This window comes from Pseudarthrobacter sp. CCNWLW217, from assembly GCF_037203985.1.
GTDB lineage: Bacteria > Actinomycetota > Actinomycetes > Actinomycetales > Micrococcaceae > Arthrobacter.
On the sequence record NZ_JBBCBT010000011.1, the window covers coordinates 96,137 to 113,212 of the forward strand.

At 66.0% G+C, this 17,076-nt stretch carries 12 protein-coding genes; 4 read left to right on the top strand and 8 right to left on the bottom strand.

Going from position 1 to position 17,076, the window contains the following annotated elements:
- Nucleotides 1–53: 53 nt before the first annotated feature.
- Together lipA and lipB are read right to left on the bottom strand one after the other, a co-directional pair.
- Nucleotides 54–1,061, bottom strand: coding sequence for a lipoyl synthase (lipA, locus tag V9L18_RS14005; RefSeq protein WP_131134238.1), 1,008 nt, complete (start codon nucleotides 1,059–1,061; stop codon nucleotides 54–56).
- On the bottom strand, nucleotides 1,058–1,726 hold the full coding sequence (gene lipB, locus V9L18_RS14010) for a lipoyl(octanoyl) transferase LipB (protein ID WP_337347774.1): 669 nt from the start codon (nucleotides 1,724–1,726) through the stop codon (nucleotides 1,058–1,060). Before lipB ends, lipA begins: the two co-directional genes overlap by 4 nt.
- Before the next feature lie 151 nt (nucleotides 1,727–1,877).
- On the opposite strand from lipB, the gene V9L18_RS14015 reads away from it, so the two are divergent.
- Complete coding sequence (locus tag V9L18_RS14015) at nucleotides 1,878–3,626, top strand: serine/threonine protein kinase (protein WP_337347775.1); 1,749 nt, start codon at nucleotides 1,878–1,880, stop codon at nucleotides 3,624–3,626.
- An 18-nt stretch (nucleotides 3,627–3,644) separates the two neighbouring features.
- On the opposite strand, the gene V9L18_RS14020 is transcribed toward V9L18_RS14015, so the two are convergent.
- Complete coding sequence (locus tag V9L18_RS14020; protein WP_337347776.1) at nucleotides 3,645–4,532, bottom strand: TIGR01777 family oxidoreductase; 888 nt, start codon at nucleotides 4,530–4,532, stop codon at nucleotides 3,645–3,647.
- 74 nt (nucleotides 4,533–4,606) lie between these two features.
- Between V9L18_RS14020 and V9L18_RS14025 the strand changes: the two genes are divergently transcribed.
- Nucleotides 4,607–8,098, top strand: coding sequence for a S41 family peptidase (locus tag V9L18_RS14025; RefSeq protein WP_337347777.1), 3,492 nt, complete (start codon nucleotides 4,607–4,609; stop codon nucleotides 8,096–8,098).
- Between the two features lie 116 nt (nucleotides 8,099–8,214).
- Here V9L18_RS14025 and V9L18_RS14030 read toward each other — a convergent pair whose 3' ends face one another.
- The 5 genes from V9L18_RS14030 to V9L18_RS14050 all read right to left on the bottom strand — a co-directional run bounded on the left by V9L18_RS14030 (nucleotide 8,215) and on the right by V9L18_RS14050 (nucleotide 14,376).
- Nucleotides 8,215–8,643: an OsmC family protein gene (locus tag V9L18_RS14030; protein WP_337347778.1), complete on the bottom strand. Its 429-nt coding sequence runs from the start codon at nucleotides 8,641–8,643 to the stop codon at nucleotides 8,215–8,217.
- A gap of 208 nt (nucleotides 8,644–8,851) precedes the next feature.
- A complete protein-coding gene (locus tag V9L18_RS14035) occupies nucleotides 8,852–9,202 on the bottom strand; it encodes a hypothetical protein (RefSeq protein ID WP_337347779.1) in 351 nt (116 codons plus the stop codon).
- A gap of 167 nt (nucleotides 9,203–9,369) precedes the next feature.
- Nucleotides 9,370–11,100 (bottom strand): 2-oxoglutarate dehydrogenase, E2 component, dihydrolipoamide succinyltransferase, encoded by a 1,731-nt coding sequence (gene sucB / locus V9L18_RS14040; RefSeq protein ID WP_337347780.1) that lies wholly within the window; start codon nucleotides 11,098–11,100, stop codon nucleotides 9,370–9,372.
- A gap of 115 nt (nucleotides 11,101–11,215) precedes the next feature.
- Nucleotides 11,216–12,598, bottom strand: coding sequence for a dihydrolipoyl dehydrogenase (gene lpdA / locus V9L18_RS14045; protein WP_337347781.1), 1,383 nt, complete (start codon nucleotides 12,596–12,598; stop codon nucleotides 11,216–11,218).
- 251 nt (nucleotides 12,599–12,849) lie between these two features.
- Nucleotides 12,850–14,376 (bottom strand): leucyl aminopeptidase, encoded by a 1,527-nt coding sequence (locus V9L18_RS14050; protein WP_337347782.1) that lies wholly within the window; start codon nucleotides 14,374–14,376, stop codon nucleotides 12,850–12,852.
- 258 nt (nucleotides 14,377–14,634) lie between these two features.
- Between V9L18_RS14050 and V9L18_RS14055 the strand changes: the two genes are divergently transcribed.
- Both V9L18_RS14055 and V9L18_RS14060 read left to right on the top strand, forming a co-directional pair.
- Nucleotides 14,635–15,573: a proteasome assembly chaperone family protein gene (locus V9L18_RS14055; protein WP_337347783.1), complete on the top strand. Its 939-nt coding sequence runs from the start codon at nucleotides 14,635–14,637 to the stop codon at nucleotides 15,571–15,573.
- A gap of 69 nt (nucleotides 15,574–15,642) precedes the next feature.
- Entirely contained in the window at nucleotides 15,643–16,992 is a 1,350-nt protein-coding gene (locus tag V9L18_RS14060; protein ID WP_337347784.1) for an MFS transporter, read from the top strand.
- Nucleotides 16,993–17,076: the final 84 nt, after the last annotated feature.

Consider the following 17,076-nt stretch of genomic DNA (forward strand, 5'->3'; position numbering starts at 1 on the left):
GCCGGACGCCGGAGAACGCCCGGCGCCGGCCCTCAGGCACAACAGCTGTGTGGTCAGGAATGCGCTGCGAGCAGCGAGCTGGCTTCCTGACGGGTGCTGCCGGAGCTTTCGATGTGGGCGAGTTCGGCCGGGATTTCCCAGCCCTTCTTGCGCATTGCGGTGGCCCAAAGCCGGCCGGCGCGGTAGGAGGATCGGACCAGCGGCCCGGACATGACCCCGAGGAACCCGATTTCGTCCGCTTCCTGCTGGAGGTCAACGAATTCCTGCGGCTTGACCCAGCGGTCCACCGGGAGGTGCCGTTCGGACGGCCGCAGGTACTGGGTGATGGTGATCAGGTCGCAGCCGGCCTCATGCAGGTCCCGGAGCGCCTCGGAGATTTCCTCGCGGGTCTCACCCATGCCCAGGATCAGGTTGGACTTGGTGACCATGCCCAGGTTGCGACCCTGCGTGATGACATCCAGCGAGCGGTCGTACCGGAACGCCGGGCGGATCCGCTTGAAGATCCTCGGCACGGTCTCGACGTTGTGCGCGAATACCTCGGGCTTGGAATCGCAGATCGCCTCGATGTGCTCGGGCTTGCCGGAGAAGTCAGGGATCAAAAGCTCGACGCCGGTGCCCGGGTTGAGCTCGTGGATCTTGCGGACCGTCTCGGCATAGAGCCAGACACCTTCATCAGCGAGGTCGTCGCGGGCCACGCCGGTGACGGTGGCGTAACGCAGCTGCATGGCCTGTACGGAGCGGGCCACCTTGGTGGGTTCGAACATGTCCACCGGGGACGGCTTGCCGGTGTCGATCTGGCAGAAGTCGCACCTCCGGGTGCACTCGGAGCCGCCGATCAGGAACGTGGCTTCCTTGTCTTCCCAGCATTCGAAGATGTTCGGGCAGCCAGCCTCCTCACAGACGGTGTGGAGGCCTTCCTTCTTGACCAGGTTCTTCAGCTGGACAAATTCCGGGCCCATCTGGACCTTGGCTTTGATCCAATCCGGCTTGCGCTCCACCGGAGTGGCCGCATTTCGCTGCTCAATGCGCAGCATCTTCCGGCCTTCTGGTGCCAGTGTCACAGTAGAGCTCCTTCGGGGCTTGATACGAGTGCTTCTTCGTGCTTGCGGAATTCTTCCACGAGCCGGTCAGCGATATCGCCGGGGGCGATGTCCTTGCCGGCTTCGATGGACATCGTGGTGACGCCGGCGTCAGTGATGCCGCAGGCAATGATCTGGGCATAGGGTGCCAGATCATTGTTGCAGTTGATGGCGATGCCGTGCATTGTGACCCCGTCCAGGACGCGGATGCCGATTGCGCCGATCTTCCGGTCCGGTCCCTTGCTGTCGGCCTTGATCCATACCCCTGCACGTCCCTTGATGCGCTCTGCGTTGATGCCGTAGTCAGCCATCACGACGATCATGACGGCTTCGAGCCGCTCCACGTAGTCGCGGATGCCCGAGCGGTTCTTCAGTTTGAGGATCGGATAGGCGATCAGCTGGCCGGGGCCGTGCCACGTCAGCTTGCCGCCCCGGTCCACTGCCACGACCGGCGTGCCGTCCAGCGGACGCTCGTGCTCTTCGGTCAGCTTGCCGGCTGTGTAGACAGCGGCATGTTCAAGGATGAGGACTGTGCTGGGCGCCTCGGTAGCGACGACTTTGTCATGGAGTTCGCGCTGGGTATCCCAGCCCAACCTGTAATCAACGAAATCCGGTGCAAGACCCAGCGTGGAAAACTCAAGAGTCATGGCATCCAGCTTAGACCCCGGCCGGCCTTGCTTCCGGTTTAGTGTCCAAGCTCTCACTTCTCCAACATCGGCGGGCCTGAGCCGGCGGGCCCGCGCCGGCCGGCTGTGGATAACTTCTGCGGCTTCCGCCGGATTCCGCTAGACATAAGCCATGGCTGATTCTGCAGTTCCGGAGATACCCGGCTTTACCGTGGGACGCGAGCTGGGTCGGGGCGGGAGCTCCACCGTCTGGCTTGTGACTGAGCAGCGCACGGGCAGGGACTTTGCGCTCAAGTGCTTTGCGCCTGAAACCGCAGAACCAGGCCCGGTCCCGAAGCCCACGGCCGAAAGTGATGTCCGCCGGGAGGTTCGTATCCTGTCCGCGCTCGACCACCAGCACCTCATCAAGGCCCACGATGTACTCCGTGTGTCGATGGGTTCCTCCGAAGTGCTTGGCCTGTTGGTGGATTACGCCCCCGGTGGTTCCTTGGCCCAACTCGTGTCCAGCCGTGGAAAGCTCACTGTCGGTGAGACGGTGACTGTGCTGACGCCCATTGCGCAGGTGCTGGGCTATCTGCATTCCAGTGGCTTCACGCACTCGGACGTATCGCCCGGCAATGTGCTGTTCACCAGCCACGGCAAACCATTGCTGGCCGACGTCGGCATCGCACGGATGGTTGGGGATCCTGCCGCGGTGCCCGGCCACGGCACGCGGGGATTTATGGACCCCGCGGGGGTGGATGCGGTGCGGGCGGGCCTGCAGCCGGAGCGGGACGTCTATTCCGTCGCCGCGCTGGGCTGGTACTGCCTCACCGGCGACGCCCCGGCCCGGACTGCCGACCGTCCGCCGCTTCCGCTGATCCTTCCCGAGGTCCCCACGGAACTGGCCGAGGCCCTCGAGGCGGGCCTTCACGAAGACCGCCGTCGCAGGCCCTCTGCCGCTGAGTTGGCCGTCGCGATCTACCGCAGTGCCGCTCCGTTGCCTGTTGACCTGGCCGGCTCCGTACATCCCAGTGTTCTTCCGGACCTCCTGACCCGCCGCCCGGTTCCCGAACGTTCGGGATCAGGGCTTCGGGAATCGTTCCATGCCCTGCGGAGGCGGATTTCCACGTCGAAATGGTCCGGTGTGGTTGGCGCCAGGCAGGGCCTGCCCTTTCCCGGCGAGAAAGGTCCAGACGGGCGGCACGCGGGCCCAGGGGAGCCCAGGCCTATAGACGCCACGCAGGCTTCCGGCAAGCGGGCTCGTTCGAAAGCCCTGGGCGCGCATGCGGTTCGTTCACAGGCCAAGGCCACGGCCAAGGAGAACGACAGGGACAGTCCGTCGGCCCCTCGCCTGCCCGGCCGTACGGCAAGGATCGCCATCGTAGCGACCATGCTGGCAGTTCTCGCGGCTGCCTGGTGGCTGGTTGCTTCGGTCGGCCAGGCTCCGCCTGCCCCCAACCACGGGCGGGCGGACAGCACGGCCAGCCGTCAAAGTCAGGCCGGTGTGAGGCCCGAAACCACAATTCCGGCGGACATTACTGCCCGGGTGGGCTCGGCAGACCCGGAAGAAGCTGTCCAGGGCCTGGCAGCGCTGAGGTCCTTGGCTTTCAGTTCGGGACGGCTGGAACTGCTGGACCAGGTCAACGTGCAAGGCTCGACGGCGGCAGCCGCTGACGAGCTGATCGGCGGACCCCTCCGCGCGTCGGGCCATGTACTGGCCGGCTTCACGAGCTTCCTGTCCGAGGTGCGTGTTCTTCCGGACAGTGACGACAACAGGGCGGTGGTAGCGCTCACCTCGGCCGCGTCACCCTATGAGGAACAGGACCGCTCGGGTGCGCTGGTGGCAAAAGGTCCCGCGGCCCCGGCCCAGCAGCTCAAGCTCGTCCTTGTCCAGGTGGAGGGCAAGTGGCGGATCTTTGAGATTCTGCCAGGGCCGTGACAGGAAACCGCGGCCCTGTCAGGACGCTATCCAGGCAGCGGCACGCTCCACAGACGCATGCTGCCAGTCGAACCCGCCCTCCGCCAGGGCTGCCGGCTCCATCCGCTGGCTGGGCAGCAGCAACTCATCGGCCAGCTTCCCCATGACCAGGCGCAGGGCCGGCGAGGGAACGCGGAGCAGGGCAGGCCGGTGCAGCGCAGCCGCCAGTGCAGCGATGAGGGTGTTAACGTCTGCGCTCTCGGGGGCGCAGACATTGACCGGCCCCTCATGCCGTGAATGGAGCAGGAACTGAAACGCCGAGGCGACATCGGGCAAGGTGATCCACGGCCAGTACTGCCTTCCGTGACCTAACGGTCCGCCCACCCCGCTACGGAGCAGGGGGAGCAGTTTGCCCAGGGCGCCGCCCGAGCGGCTGAAGACCACGCCGGTGCGGGGAGTTACCACGCGGACGCCGGCTGGCGCCGTGTGGGCGGCTGCCTCCCATTCCACACATAGCCTTGAAAGGATTCCGGTACCGGCCCTGGCGCCCTCCCTGAGCACTGAGCTCCCGGCGTCCCCGTAGTAGCCGGACGCAGATTGGCTGATAAACGTGTGCGGTGGTTCATCCAATTGGTGCATGGCCTGCGTCAGCGTTTCGGTGGCATCCAGGCGGGACCTGAACAGCTCTGCGACCCGGCGGCGGCTCCACGGCCGGTCTCCGATCCCCGCCCCGGAGAGGTTGATCACTGCGTCGCAGCCGGCCAGGGCTGCCGGATCGAGGCTGCGGGCGGCCGGATCCCACGCGACGTCCGCCGCCGATGTGGGCACGCGCCGGACAAGGGTGACCACCTCATGGCCGGCGTGGCGCAGGGCCTCGGTCAGGTGGGTTCCAATGAGCCCGGAGGCCCCGGCAATAGCAATGCGCATGATCCATCTCACCACGGCGCAGCGTCCCGCGGACACTTCCCAGAGGGCCCGGCGGAGTTGACTATGATCGAACGATGACCTCTTCGAGCTACTTCCGATTCCCGCATGTGCACGGCGATCTGGTCACCTTCGTGGCCGAGGACGACGTTTGGATCGCGCCCCTTGGCGGAGGAAGGGCATGGCGTGTGTCCTCCCTCCAGCTCCCTGCGCGCAACCCCCGGTTTACGCCCGACGGCAAGCGTCTGGTCTGGACCGTCGTCCAGGGGACAGCGCCTGAGGTGGTGACCGCGGAGGTTGACGGCGGTGGCTACCGGCAACTTACCTACTTCGGCCACGCCAGCACCAAAGTCAAAGGATTCACTGCTGGCGGCGCCGTGTTGGTCACCAGTGCCTTCCGCCAGGCGGAGAGCCGGCACACCTACGCCTACAGCGTCCCGGTGGACGGCGGTTGGGCTGAGGAACTGCCCTTCGGTCCAGTGGAATCTGTTGCCTTCGGTCCGGAAATCGGCGACGAACGCCCCGTGGTCCTCGCCAGCGTGCTCTCCCGCGAGCCCGCCTGGTGGAAGCGCTACCGCGGCGGCACCGCAGGAAAGCTCTGGATCGACTCCGACGGCAACGGCGAGTTCGAACGCCTCGTCCCGGAGCTGGACGGCAACCTGACCGATCCCATGTGGGTGGACGGACGCATAGCGTTCCTCTCTGACCATGAAGGGTTCGGAAACCTGTACTCCGTGCTCCCCGGCGGCGGCGACCTGCGCCGGCACACCGACCACGAGGACTTCTACGTCCGACATGCAGCCTCGGACGGGCAGCGGATCGTCTTCGAGTCCGCGGGAGAACTCTGGGTCCTCCACGACCTGAGTTCCGAGGCAATGCGGCTGGAGATCTCCCTCGGCTCCGCCTCCCAGTCCCGGCGCCCGGCCCTGCTGAAGACGGAGAAGCACCTAGGCGCCGTCGTTCCTGATGCCACGGGCTCCGCCAGCGCGGTGGAGGCCCACGGCACCATCCACTGGATCCGCCACAAAGACGGCCCCTCCCGCGTGGTGGAGGCAACTCCGGGCGTCCGGGCACGGCTCCCCAGGCCGCTCGACGGCGGCCGCCTCGCCTACGTCGCCGACCACGACGGCGTTGAGGCCCTGTACATCAAGGAAATCGCCGGGCCGGTGGCCGGCATTGCCGCAGCCGCTGGCGTGGTGCCCGTCGTCGGACCAGCTGACGCTGCCACAGCTGAATCTGGGGACGCACTGCCACGTCCGGTGCCGGCTGCCGGCGTCGCCGCCGTGGCCACCGCACCAGGCAACGTTCCGGTGGGCGATGACTCGCGGGCCGACGTCGCCCCCGTTGAGGACGAGGATGCGCCCGCAGCGGCATCCACGGGCACAGCAGCCATGCATATCGCCTTCGCCAAACCCGCGCGGGCCAGCTCCCTGGAAGCCAGCCCCGACGGCCGGTGGCTGGCCCTGGGTACGTCCTTCGGCGACGTCTACGTCGCAGAGGCGTCCACCGGCGAACTTTCCCTCGTGGCCAGCATCGGCGAAGGAACCATCTCGGAGCTGAGCTGGTCAGCGGATTCCCGCTGGCTCGCCTGGTCCGAACCTGTCACCTCGTTTGGCTCGCGCAGCAGGCTCCGGCTCGTCCAGGTCGGAGGCAAGGACGCCGCCGTGGTTGATGTCACTGATGGACGCTTCTGCGACAAGTCACCCAGCTTCACCCCGGACGGCAAGTTCCTCGCCTTCCTCTCCAACCGCAGCTTTGACCCCGTTTACGACGGCCACTCCTTCGACCTGTCGTTCCCCAGCCCCATCAAGCCCTACCTGGTGGCGCTGGCAGCGGATACGCCATCCCCGTTCGGTCCGGCCGTTGCCTTGGACGGAGCCACCGAGGACATTGAATCCGCCACAGATTCAGCGGATGGCCCAGAGGACGCCGCCCGCGCACCGGAAGTACAGGTTGACGCAGAAGGCCTGGCGCACCGGGTCATCGGCGTGCCCGTTCCGCAGGGGAATTACACTTCGCTCAGGGCTACGGAGGGCGCGCTGCTCTGGCTGGACTGGGCCCTGGCCGGTGTCACCGGCGACGGCAAGGCCAACCAAGAGGACAAGGACACACCGCCCAGCCTGGTCCGCTTCGATCTTGCGAAGCGGAAGACGGTCACCCTGGTGGACGCCCTCGACGGCTACCGCCTGTCCGGAGACGGCAAGAAGGTTGTCCTGGTCCATGACAAGAAGGTCAGCGTGGTCCCGTCAGGGGCGAAAGCCGACGAGGACTCGGGGCAGCTGGTCAAGGTTGACCTGGGCCGCATCCGGGTCATGATGGATCCGCTCAGCGTCTGGGGCCAGGCGTTCGATGAGGCGTGGAGGCTGCAGCGTGACTTCTTCTGGGCTGAAGACATGGCAGGCCAGGACTGGGACTCCATCCACAAGCGCTACCGCCCGCTCGTGGACCGCCTCGGCTCCCACGACGACCTCGTGGACCTGCTGTGGGAGCTCCATGGCGAGCTCGGCACGTCGCACGCGTACGTCCGGCCTGCCCCGGTGACGGAGAACGGCAGCAACGGCCAGGGACGCCTCGGAGCCGATCTCGCGTTGACGCCTGCCGGATGGGAGATTACCCGGATCCTGGCGGGCGAATCCTCGGATCCGCTGGCAACGTCCCCACTGACCCGCCCCGGCGCAGGGGCCAAGGCCGGGGACCTCCTGCTGGCCATCGATGGTATCCCGCTTTCGGCCACGGTGACGCCCGCCATGCAACTCGTAGGCGCAGCGGGCCGTGCCGTGGAACTCACGCTCCGCAACGGTCCTGGCCACGGCCCTGCGGCCGGCACCCAACGGCGCATCGCCGTCGTCCCGGTCAAGGATGAGGAGCGCCTGCGCTACCAGGAGTGGGTGGCCGCGAACAGGCGAACCGTGCGCGAGGCATCCGGCGGTTCATTCGGCTACCTGCACATTCCGGACATGATGGCCAATGGCTGGGCCCAGCTGCACCGCGACCTTGATACGGAAACGGCGCTTGACGGGCTGATCGTGGACGTCAGGCGCAACCGCGGCGGGCACACCTCCCAGCTGGTAGCGGAGCTGATCGGCCGCAAGGTTACTGGCTGGAGCATGCCCCGCGGTGAGGCGCCGCGCACCTACCCGCATCACGCCCCGCGCGGGCCGGTGATCGTCCTGGCTGATGAATTTGCGGGCTCCGACGGCGACATCATCACGCAGGTTTCCAAGCTCCGGGGCATTGGCCCCGTAATTGGTACACGCACCTGGGGTGGTGTCGTCGGGATCGACAACAGGTTCTCGCTCGCCGACGGCACAGGGGTCACCCAGCCCCGGTACGCTACCTGGTTCGGCGGCGGCGTTGGCTGGGGCGTTGAGAACTACGGTGTGGATCCGGATATCGAGGTTGCGTACCCGCCGCACGCCTATGCCGCTGGCCGCGACCCCCAGTTGGAATACGGAATCGGCGCACTGAAGGAAATGATCCAGGAGCTGCCCACGGACCGCCCGCCAGTCCGCGAAGGCTACCGCAGGCTCAAGCCCGCGCCGTTGCCGGCCCGCCGTCACGTGGACTGACCGCACGCCGCGGCAAGAAAGGCTCACACACCAAAAAGGCCCTGCTTCAACCGGTGATCCGGTTGAGGCAGGGCCTTGAGGTTTTCAGCCGCTGGATGCGATGCTGATTCGCTGGATCAGGACTCCAGGGTTGCATCCAGGGTGATGTCGATGCTGGCAAGCGCTCCGGATACGGGGCAGCCAACCTTGGCCTCGCCGGCGATTTTCTGGAACTCCTCTTCGGAGATGCCGGGGACGTTGGCAGAGACGGTCAGGTGGCTGCCGGTGATGCCGGTTCCCGGAACGAAGGTCACGTCAGCCTTGGTGCGGACCTCGTCCGGGGTGTGCCCGGCCTGGGCGAGCATGTTGCTGAACGCCATCGAGAAGCAGCTTGCGTGGGCGGCGGCGATCAGCTCTTCCGGGCTGGTCTTGCCTTCGGCAGCTTCGGTGCGTGCCTTCCAAGTGACGTCGAACGTGCCCAGTCCTGAGCTGTCCAGCGTGGTCTGACCCGATCCTGCAAAGAGGTCGCCATTCCATACTGTGTGTGCGCTGCGCGTTGCTGCCATGTCCACTCCTCAAACGTAGATTCGAACCGGGGCCGGCTCCTGCCTGGGGCCCCGCCGGTTCCCATCCTAGGGACTCACGGGCACCCATGCACGGGCTGTCCGCTCTCAGTGGATTGTGACTGCCCAAAGCTTGATCTTTGCGGCTTAAGCGCGACGGCGCCGTTCCCGGAAGAGGGGAGCGGCGCCGTCGGGCTTTGTTGGAAGGCGGTCAGTTCCACAAGGTGGCGATGGCCACGTTGAGCAGTGCAAGCCCGCCCACGCTGTGCGCCAGGCCCTTGCTGATATCCTCGCCGTTTTTGTATTTGCGGCGGCCGATGAAGGCCAGCACGCCGACAGCCAAGGCAATCGCGAACTTAATGCCCAGCTTGGCGTAGTTCGCGTCCATGTCCAGGGCCGGGATCAGCCCCATCATCACGATGCCGGTGATGAGCTGAAGCGCCGCGCCGTCGAACTGCCGGGGGTGGACAGTGGGCTTCTTCATGTTGCCGATCCAGATGCCGACGATCATGGCGGCGCCAACGATGTGCAGGAAGACCATGATGTTGTAGACGATAATCATGGCTTCAGTCTAGCCAGAGGTTTCTACGCCGTGTAGTAAGGCTGGCAGGGTCCTGCCGTGTCGTGCGGCCAGCATCGGGCGGAACCGTTAAACCGCGACGGCGGTGCGCGCTTTCCGGTGGTTTCCCACCGGCGCGTGCACCGCCGTCGAGCGTTCCGAAGCCGGGGCTACAGGCCCAGGTCAGCCTCGAAGGCGCCTTCTTCAAGGCGGGCCTTCAGCGTCTGCAGGAAGCGGCCTGCGTCTGCGCCGTCCACCAGGCGGTGGTCGTACGTCAGCGACAGGTACATCATGGAGCGGATGGCGATCGAGTCGTCACCGTTCTCATCGGCCACCACCACCGGGCGCTTCACGATCGCGCCGGTACCCAGGATGCCAACCTGCGGCTGGTTGATGATCGGGGTGTCGAACAGTGCGCCGACCGATCCGATGTTGGTGATGCTGAACGTGCCGCCGGACAACTCGTCCGGGCCGATCTTGCCGTCGCGGGTGCGGCCGGCGACGTCGGCGATCTTGCCGGCCAGGCCAGCCAGGTTGAGGTTACCGGCGTCCGAGATGACCGGAACCAGCAGGCCCTTGTCGGTGTCGACGGCGATCGCCAGGTGCTCGGCGTTGTGGTACGTGATTTCCTGCTTGTCCTCGTCGTACGCAGCGTTCAGCTTCGGGTGCTGCTTGAGGGCCTCGGCAACTGCCTTGGCGATGAACGGCAGGAAAGTGAGCTTGACGCCGTTCTGGGCCTGGAACGAGTTCTTGGCCTTGAGGCGGAGCTTGGCGACCTTGGTCATGTCCACTTCGTGCACCTGCGTGAGCTGGGTGGAGACCTCAAGGGACTCGCGCATGCGGCGGGCGATGACCTGGCGGATGCGGGGAGCCTTCTGAGTGGTTCCGCGCAGCGAAGAAGCAGCCGGGCCAGCGGGCGCAGCGGATGCCGCCGGTGCTGACGGCGCAGCGGCCGGGGCAGCCTTTGCCTCGGCTGCGGCGATGACATCCTGCTTGCGGATGCGGCCACCAACGCCGGTGCCCGTGAGCGAGGAGATGTCTACTCCCTGCTGGTTTGCGAGCTTGCGGACCAGCGGCGTGACGTAGCCGGATTCGGCCGCTGACGTGGCCGGTGCGGCCTCAGCGGCCGGCTTGGGGGCTTCAGCCTGGGGAGCTTCTGCCTTGGGTGCCTCTGCCTTGGGTGCCTCAGCCTTGGGCGCTTCAGCGGCAGCCGGGGCCGGAGCTTCGGGCTTAGCTTCGGCGGCCGGAGCGGGAGCGGCGGCGGGTGCTGCCGCAGGGGCGGCGGCACCGGAACCGATGACGGCCAGCACCGAGCCAACCTCGGCGGTTTCGTCCTCGTTCACGCGGATTTCCTGCAGCGTTCCGGCTACGGGGGACGGGATCTCGGTGTCAACCTTATCGGTGGAAACCTCGAGGAGGGGCTCGTCCACCTCGACGGAGTCGCCTACTGCCTTGAGCCAGCGGGTGACGGTTCCTTCAGTAACGCTTTCGCCGAGGGCCGGGAGAGTGACCTCGTGGCCCTCGCCGCCGGTTGCCGCGGGAGCCTCAGCTGCGGGAGCCTCCTGAGCCGGAGCTGCCGGGGCCTCTTCGGCGGGCGCTTCTTCGGCAGGAGCCGCGGGAGCTTCTTCGGCCGGGGCGGCTGCCTCGGGTGCCGAGGAACCTGCTCCATCGCCGATGCGCACCAGGGGAGCGCCAACTTCGGCGGTCTCGTCTTCGGCGACGAGGATTTCCTCAATCACACCAGCAATTGGAGAGGGGATTTCGGTGTCTACTTTGTCGGTGGAAACCTCGAGCAGCGGCTCGTCCACCTCTACCCGGTCACCTACCTGCTTGAGCCAGCGGGTGACGGTTCCTTCGGTGACACTCTCACCGAGGGCGGGCAAGTTAACGGATTCAGACATGTCGTCCCCGTTCTCCTTATTGATCTTTTGTGCGGATGATTGCTGGCTTGTTCGAGCTTAGTGCACCCGGCGGATCATGCCGGGTGCACTAAGCCCTGTTGTCTTGCTGGGCTGCTTAGCCGTGAAGGGCTTTGCCTGCCAGGGCGAGGTGGGCCTCGCCCAGTGCCTCGTTCTGGGTGGGGTGGGCGTGCAGCAGCTGGGCCACATCCTCCGGGTAGGCTTCCCAGTTCACGATCAGCTGGGCTTCGCCGATCTGCTCACCCATGCGGGAGCCGATCATGTGGACGCCCACCACTGGGCCGTCCTTCTGGCGGACCAGCTTGACGAGCCCGCCGGTGCCCAGGATGGAACTCTTGCCGTTGCCGGCGAGGTTGTACTCCTGGATCTGGACCTGGTCGTCGCCGAACTTTTCCTTGGCGGCTTTTTCCGTGTAGCCCACGGTTGCGATCTCAGGCTCGCAGTAGGTGACCTTGGGGATGTTGACATCCTCGACGATGACAGGGTTGAGGCCTGCGATCTCCTCGGCGACAAAAATGCCCTGCTGGTATCCACGGTGGGCCAGCTGCACGCCGGGAACGATGTCGCCCACGGCGTAGACATTGCCCACGCCGGTGTGGAGACGCTCGTTGGTGATGACGAAGCCGCGGTCGATGGTGACGCCCGCTTCTTCATAGCCGAGGTTGGCGGTGACGGGACCGCGGCCCACGGCGACGAGGAGGTATTCGGCTTCGAACGTCTGGCCGTCCACGAGGGTGACCTTGACGCCGGAGTCGTTCTGCTCGACGCCCTGGAAGAAGATGCCGGTGGAGAACTTGATGCCGCGCTTCTTGAAGGCACGCTCAAGGTTCTTGACGATGGCGGTGTCCTCGTTGGGCACCAGGGAGGGCAGGCCCTCAACAATGGTCACGTCCACGCCGAAGGACTTCCACACGGAGGCGAACTCGACGCCGATGACGCCGCCGCCGAGCACGATGGCGCTCTTGGGGATGGAGTCCATCTTCAGGGCCTCGTCCGAGGTGATGACGCGGCCGCCGATTTCCAGGCCCGGAAGGGAGCGGGAGTATGAGCCGGTGGCGAGGACGATGTTCTTGCCCTTGTAAGCGGTTCCGTTCACCACAACGGTGTCGGTGCCCTGGAGCTTGCCTTCACCCTCGATGACGGTGATGCCCTTGGACTTGATCAGGCCCTGGAGGCCCTTGAACTTGCCAGCGACGATGCCGTCTTTGTAGGCATTGACAGCGTTGATATCGATGCTGTCCAGGGTGACATTCACGCCGTACTTGGCGGAGTCGCGGGCGTGGTCGGCCAGTTCAGCCGAGTGCAGCAGTGCCTTGGTGGGGATACAGCCATTGTGGAGGCAGGTGCCGCCCAGCTTTCCCTTCTCCACGAGGCCGACGGTGAAGCCAAGCTGTACGGCCCGCAGGGCGGTGGCGTATCCGCCGCTGCCGCCACCGAGTACCAGGATGTCGAATTCTTGCGCAGTTGCCTGATCGGCCACTTAGACGCTCCCTCGCGTGAACGATGACGCGAGAGTACGCATCATCTGGTCTTGGAACTTGTACTGCCGTGATTATGCCAGCAGGCAAGTTCTCTTGCATTTGTGACTACCGTGGTTCACCTTAGCGAACCACTTATCCATGCTCCACCTTGGCGCAGCGTTTGTGGAGCGCTTGTGGTGAGTGTCACGCGGCTTTGTGTCCAAGCATTCACTGTGGGGTCACAAAGCCGCGTGACAGGTCAAAGAGCCGGTCAGGCAGCGGCGGCCAGGAGGTCCTCCACGTAAGCAACCAGCGTACGGACCGTGCAGCCCGTGCCCTGCTTGTGGGTGTAGCCATACGGGCTCCCGTTGTTGAACGAGGGCCCGGCGATGTCCACGTGGGCCCAGGGGATCTGCTCCCCGTCCTTGCCCTTACCCACAAACTCGCGCAGGAAAACGGCAGCGGTCATCATGCCGCCGTGGCGTTCGCCGATATTGGCAAGGTCCGCCACCTGGGAATCCAGGCTGGGGCGGAGTTCCTCTGGCAGGGGCATCGGCCAGACCAGCTCACCGGCGCGGTCCGCCGCGGCCTTGAGCGGGCCGGTGACACTGTCAGAGCCCATGACGCCGGCGGTGCGGTTGCCGAGCGCGATGAGCTGGGCGCCGGTCAGCGTGGCAACGTCGATGATGGCGTCCGGGTATTCCCGGCTCGCCGCCACGATGCCGTCCGCCATGACCAGCCGGCCCTCGGCGTCGGTATTGAGCACCTCCACAGTCTTGCCGCCGAACATGGTCAGGACGTCCGCGGGCCGCGAAGCCGCACCTGAGGGCATGTTTTCCGCGATGCAAAGCCAGGCGGTCGCCTTCACCGGCAGGCCCAGGCCGGCGATCGCCAGCACTGTGTTAAGGACGACGGCGGCGCCCGCCATGTCGGACTTCATGTCGCCCATGCCCAGTGCCGGCTTGATGGAGATGCCGCCGGTATCGAAAGTGATGCCCTTGCCGACCAGGGCAATTTTTGTGGTCGCCTTGGCGGGGGCGTACTCGACCTTCACCAGGCGGGGCTGCCGGGCGGATCCCTTGCCCACGCCCATGATGCCGCCGAAACCTTCCTTTTCCAGGCGTTTTTCGTCCCAGACGGTCACCTTGACGGGCAGCCCCTTGGACAGTTCCTTGGCGGCATCGGCGAACGTCTCGGGGTAGAGGTGGCTGGGCGGTTGGTTGACCAGAGTCCTTGTGGCGTTCACTGCCTTGCCGATCAGGCCCGCGCGCGTCAGGGCGGGGCGGAGTTCCGGCTCGCCGGCAACATCCGTGTAGATCACCGCATTGCTGACCGGGGCCTTCAGCCCGTCCTGGGAGGAACGGTACTCAGTGAAGGCATAGGCTCCCAGCGCGGCACCCTCCGCGACGGCAGCGACGTCGGCAACCGCCGCCGTCGGAAGCGCCAGGACAACAGTGGTGAGGCCGGCAAGCTGCCGCACAGCGGAGCCGGCGGCCCGGCGGAGTGATTCTTCGGAGAGGACACGGTCCGCGCCGACCTTGCCCACCCCGGCGAGTACCAGCACGCCGGCGCCCGTCTCGGGGAGGCCTGGGAGCCGGACCAACTGGTCAGCGGCCCCCGTGACGCCGAGGACCTTAAGGGAATCTGCCAAGGCTTCGGCGGACTTGGCCGTCAGCGGATTCTCGAGGAGGACAGGCCCGTCCGATCCCTGGCCCACACCGATGACAACAGCGTCACTCGATGCCTTCCTAAGGTCCCGGGAGAGGGTACTAAGGTTGATTTCAGTATTCTTGACCACAGGGATCAGTCCTCAATTCTCAAAGATTGTTCGGGCAGGAATGCATGTTTGGCGTCCTGCCATGGACACCTCGGCTGCGGTGGGCCAGGTACTCCGCCGGGGCGTCGCAAGCCCGTCCGGCAGGCAGTTCCGATCGTAGCCCGTCTGCGCCGCGGCAGCGGAATCAGCTGAGAGCTGGGACACACCAACAAGCGGAATGCGCCGGGTTCCCGCGGCGTTGTACGAGGTATCCACCTGAAACCACGAAAGGAACATGCCGTGCTTGAACGGATTTCCGGCTCCCTGCTGGACCCCGATGCGCTCTATGCGAGCAACATCGAGCTGTTCCACAGCCCGGCGCTCCGGGGACTGAACCTGGTGATGGGGTTTACAGGGTTCGCCGATGCCGGCCATGTGGTCAAGCAGATCAACGCAGAGCTGCTGGACACCCTCGACGCCGAGACGGTAGCGGTCTTCGACGCCGACCAGCTCATCGACTACCGGTCCCGGCGGCCCCACGTCTCGTTTGTGGAAGACCACCTGCAGGATTACCAGGAGCCGAAGCTGGCGCTGTACAGGCTGACGGACGGCCTGGGCCTTCCCTTCCTCCTGCTGGCCGGCTTTGAGCCGGACCTGCAGTGGGAGCGGTTCGCCCGTGCCGTGGTGGGCATTGCTGAGAAGCTGGATGTCAACCTGGTGACGTGGATCCACTCCATTCCCATGCCGGTTCCGCACACCCGTCCCGTTGGCGTCACCGTCCACGGGAACCGGCCCGACCTGATCGAAGGCATCTCAGTGTGGAAGCCCACTGTGGAGGTCCCGGCGGCCGTCGGCCATATCCTCGAACTTCGGCTGGTTGAGGCCGGACGCAACGTAGCCGGCTATGTCATCCATGTCCCGCACTACCTTGCTGAAGCGGAGTACCCCACAGCCGCGGTGGCAGGCCTGGAATACCTGGGCGCCGCGACGTCGCTGATGCTGCCCACGGACAGGCTTCGTGAAGCCGGCCGGGAAGTCAGCCGCCAGATTGCCGAGCAGATTGAGGCGTCCGAGGACGTCAAGCAGGTGGTTTCCCGCCTCGAATCCCGTTACGACGAAAAAGCCGAGGGGACCGTCCGCCGATCCCTGCTGGCCGACGAGAACGACAACCTGCCAAACGGGGACGAACTCGGGGCCGCAGTGGAGGCCTACCTCGCCCGCGAAAACCCCGGCCACTAGACCGCCCGGGCCTGTCCGCCTGGTGGCTCCAACACGTGGTTGCCGCCGCGGCGCGGGCATAATGGGGGAGTGACTGCACCCCGCGCCTGGCCGATTTGGACCATCGGTGTCTTCGCGTATCTGGTAGCCGTCTCGCAGCGGACCTCCTTCGGCGTGGTGGGCCTGGAGGCCACCGAACGGTTCCACGCCAGCGCCTCGGCCATCTCCTTCTTCACTGTCCTCCAACTCCTCGTCTACGCCGGGCTCCAGATCCCGGTGGGCGTCCTGGTGGACCGGTTCGGCTCACGGGCGATGATTGCCGGCGGAGCAGTCCTGATGGGACTTGGGCAGCTGCAGTTGGCGCTTGCCGACGGCATCCCCGGCGGCGTGCTGGGACGGGTGCTCGTTGGCGCGGGCGATGCCATGACCTTCATCTCCGTCATCCGCCTTATCCCGCTGTGGTTCGCCCCGGCGCGCGTACCCCTGGTCACGCAGCTGACCGGTATGTCCGGACAGCTGGGCCAGCTTTTCAGCGTTGTCCCGTTTGCCCTGGTCCTCCATGCGGCGGGCTGGACCCAGGCGTTCCTGATGCTGGCCGGGATGTCCGGGCTCGCCGTCGTCCTGGTCCTCCTGTTCCTGCTGGACGTCCCTCCGGGCACGCCGCGGCAACAGTCGCAGCAGGGGCTGAAGGCCACCGGAGCCTCGCTCGCGCGGGCGTGGCGCCAACCCGGCACACGGCTGGGGATGTGGAGCCATTTCACTATCCAGTTCAGCGGCACGGTCTTCGCGATGACTTGGGGTTATCCCTTCCTCATTTCAGGCCAGGGCCTCGACGCCGGCACCGTCGCGGCGCTCATGGCGCTCTATGTCGCCGCCGCGATGGCCGTGGGCCCCTTCATCGGCCGCTTTGTGTCCAGGCACCCGCTGCGGCGCTCCACAATGGTCCTGCTCATCGCCGGTGCCACCGCTGCCGCGTGGTCCGCGGTCCTGCTCATGCCCGGACGTTCGCCGCTGTGGCTCCTCGCGGGCCTGGTTGTTGTCCTGGCGATCGGCGGGCCCGGTTCGATGATCGGCTTCGATTTCGCCCGGACCTTCAACCCGGCGCACAGAGTCGGCACCGCCACGGGCATCGTCAACGTGGGCGGGTTCATCGCCGCCCTTGTGGCGATCTTCCTGATCGGGCTGGTCCTGGACGTCCTTTACGCCAGCGGTTTCTCCAACGGCATCCTTTACGGGCTCGAGCCGTTCCGGATCGCCTTGTGCGTCCAGTTCCTGCTCATCGGGATCGGCGCCTCGGCGACTTTGGCCTCCCGGCGGAAAGTGCGGCGGCAAATGGCAGCGCAGGGAGTTATTGTTCCGCCGCTCCTGCGGACCCTCGCACAGCAGCGTCGGGAAAACCTGGCCCGGAAAAAGCAGCGGACGCCCGCGGACGACGACTGACACTCCTCCTCCACTTGGGGGCACTTGTCCACATAGGTCATATTGGGTATTTGTTGCGGGCTATGGTGCGCGAAAGCTGGACGC

Bases quoted from the DNA above. Each gene is read 5' to 3' on its own strand.
- lipB (WP_337347774.1), bottom strand. From the start codon at position 1,726: ATGACTCTTGAGTTTTCCACGCTGGGTCTTGCACCGGATTTCGTTGAT.
- V9L18_RS14015 (WP_337347775.1), top strand. From the start codon at position 1,878: ATGGCTGATTCTGCAGTTCCGGAGATACCCGGCTTTACCGTGGGACGC.
- V9L18_RS14020 (WP_337347776.1), bottom strand. From the start codon at position 4,532: ATGCGCATTGCTATTGCCGGGGCCTCCGGGCTCATTGGAACCCACCTG.
- V9L18_RS14025 (WP_337347777.1), top strand. From the start codon at position 4,607: ATGACCTCTTCGAGCTACTTCCGATTCCCGCATGTGCACGGCGATCTG.
- V9L18_RS14030 (WP_337347778.1), bottom strand. From the start codon at position 8,643: ATGGCAGCAACGCGCAGCGCACACACAGTATGGAATGGCGACCTCTTT.
- V9L18_RS14035 (WP_337347779.1), bottom strand. From the start codon at position 9,202: ATGATTATCGTCTACAACATCATGGTCTTCCTGCACATCGTTGGCGCC.
- sucB (WP_337347780.1), bottom strand. From the start codon at position 11,100: ATGTCTGAATCCGTTAACTTGCCCGCCCTCGGTGAGAGTGTCACCGAA.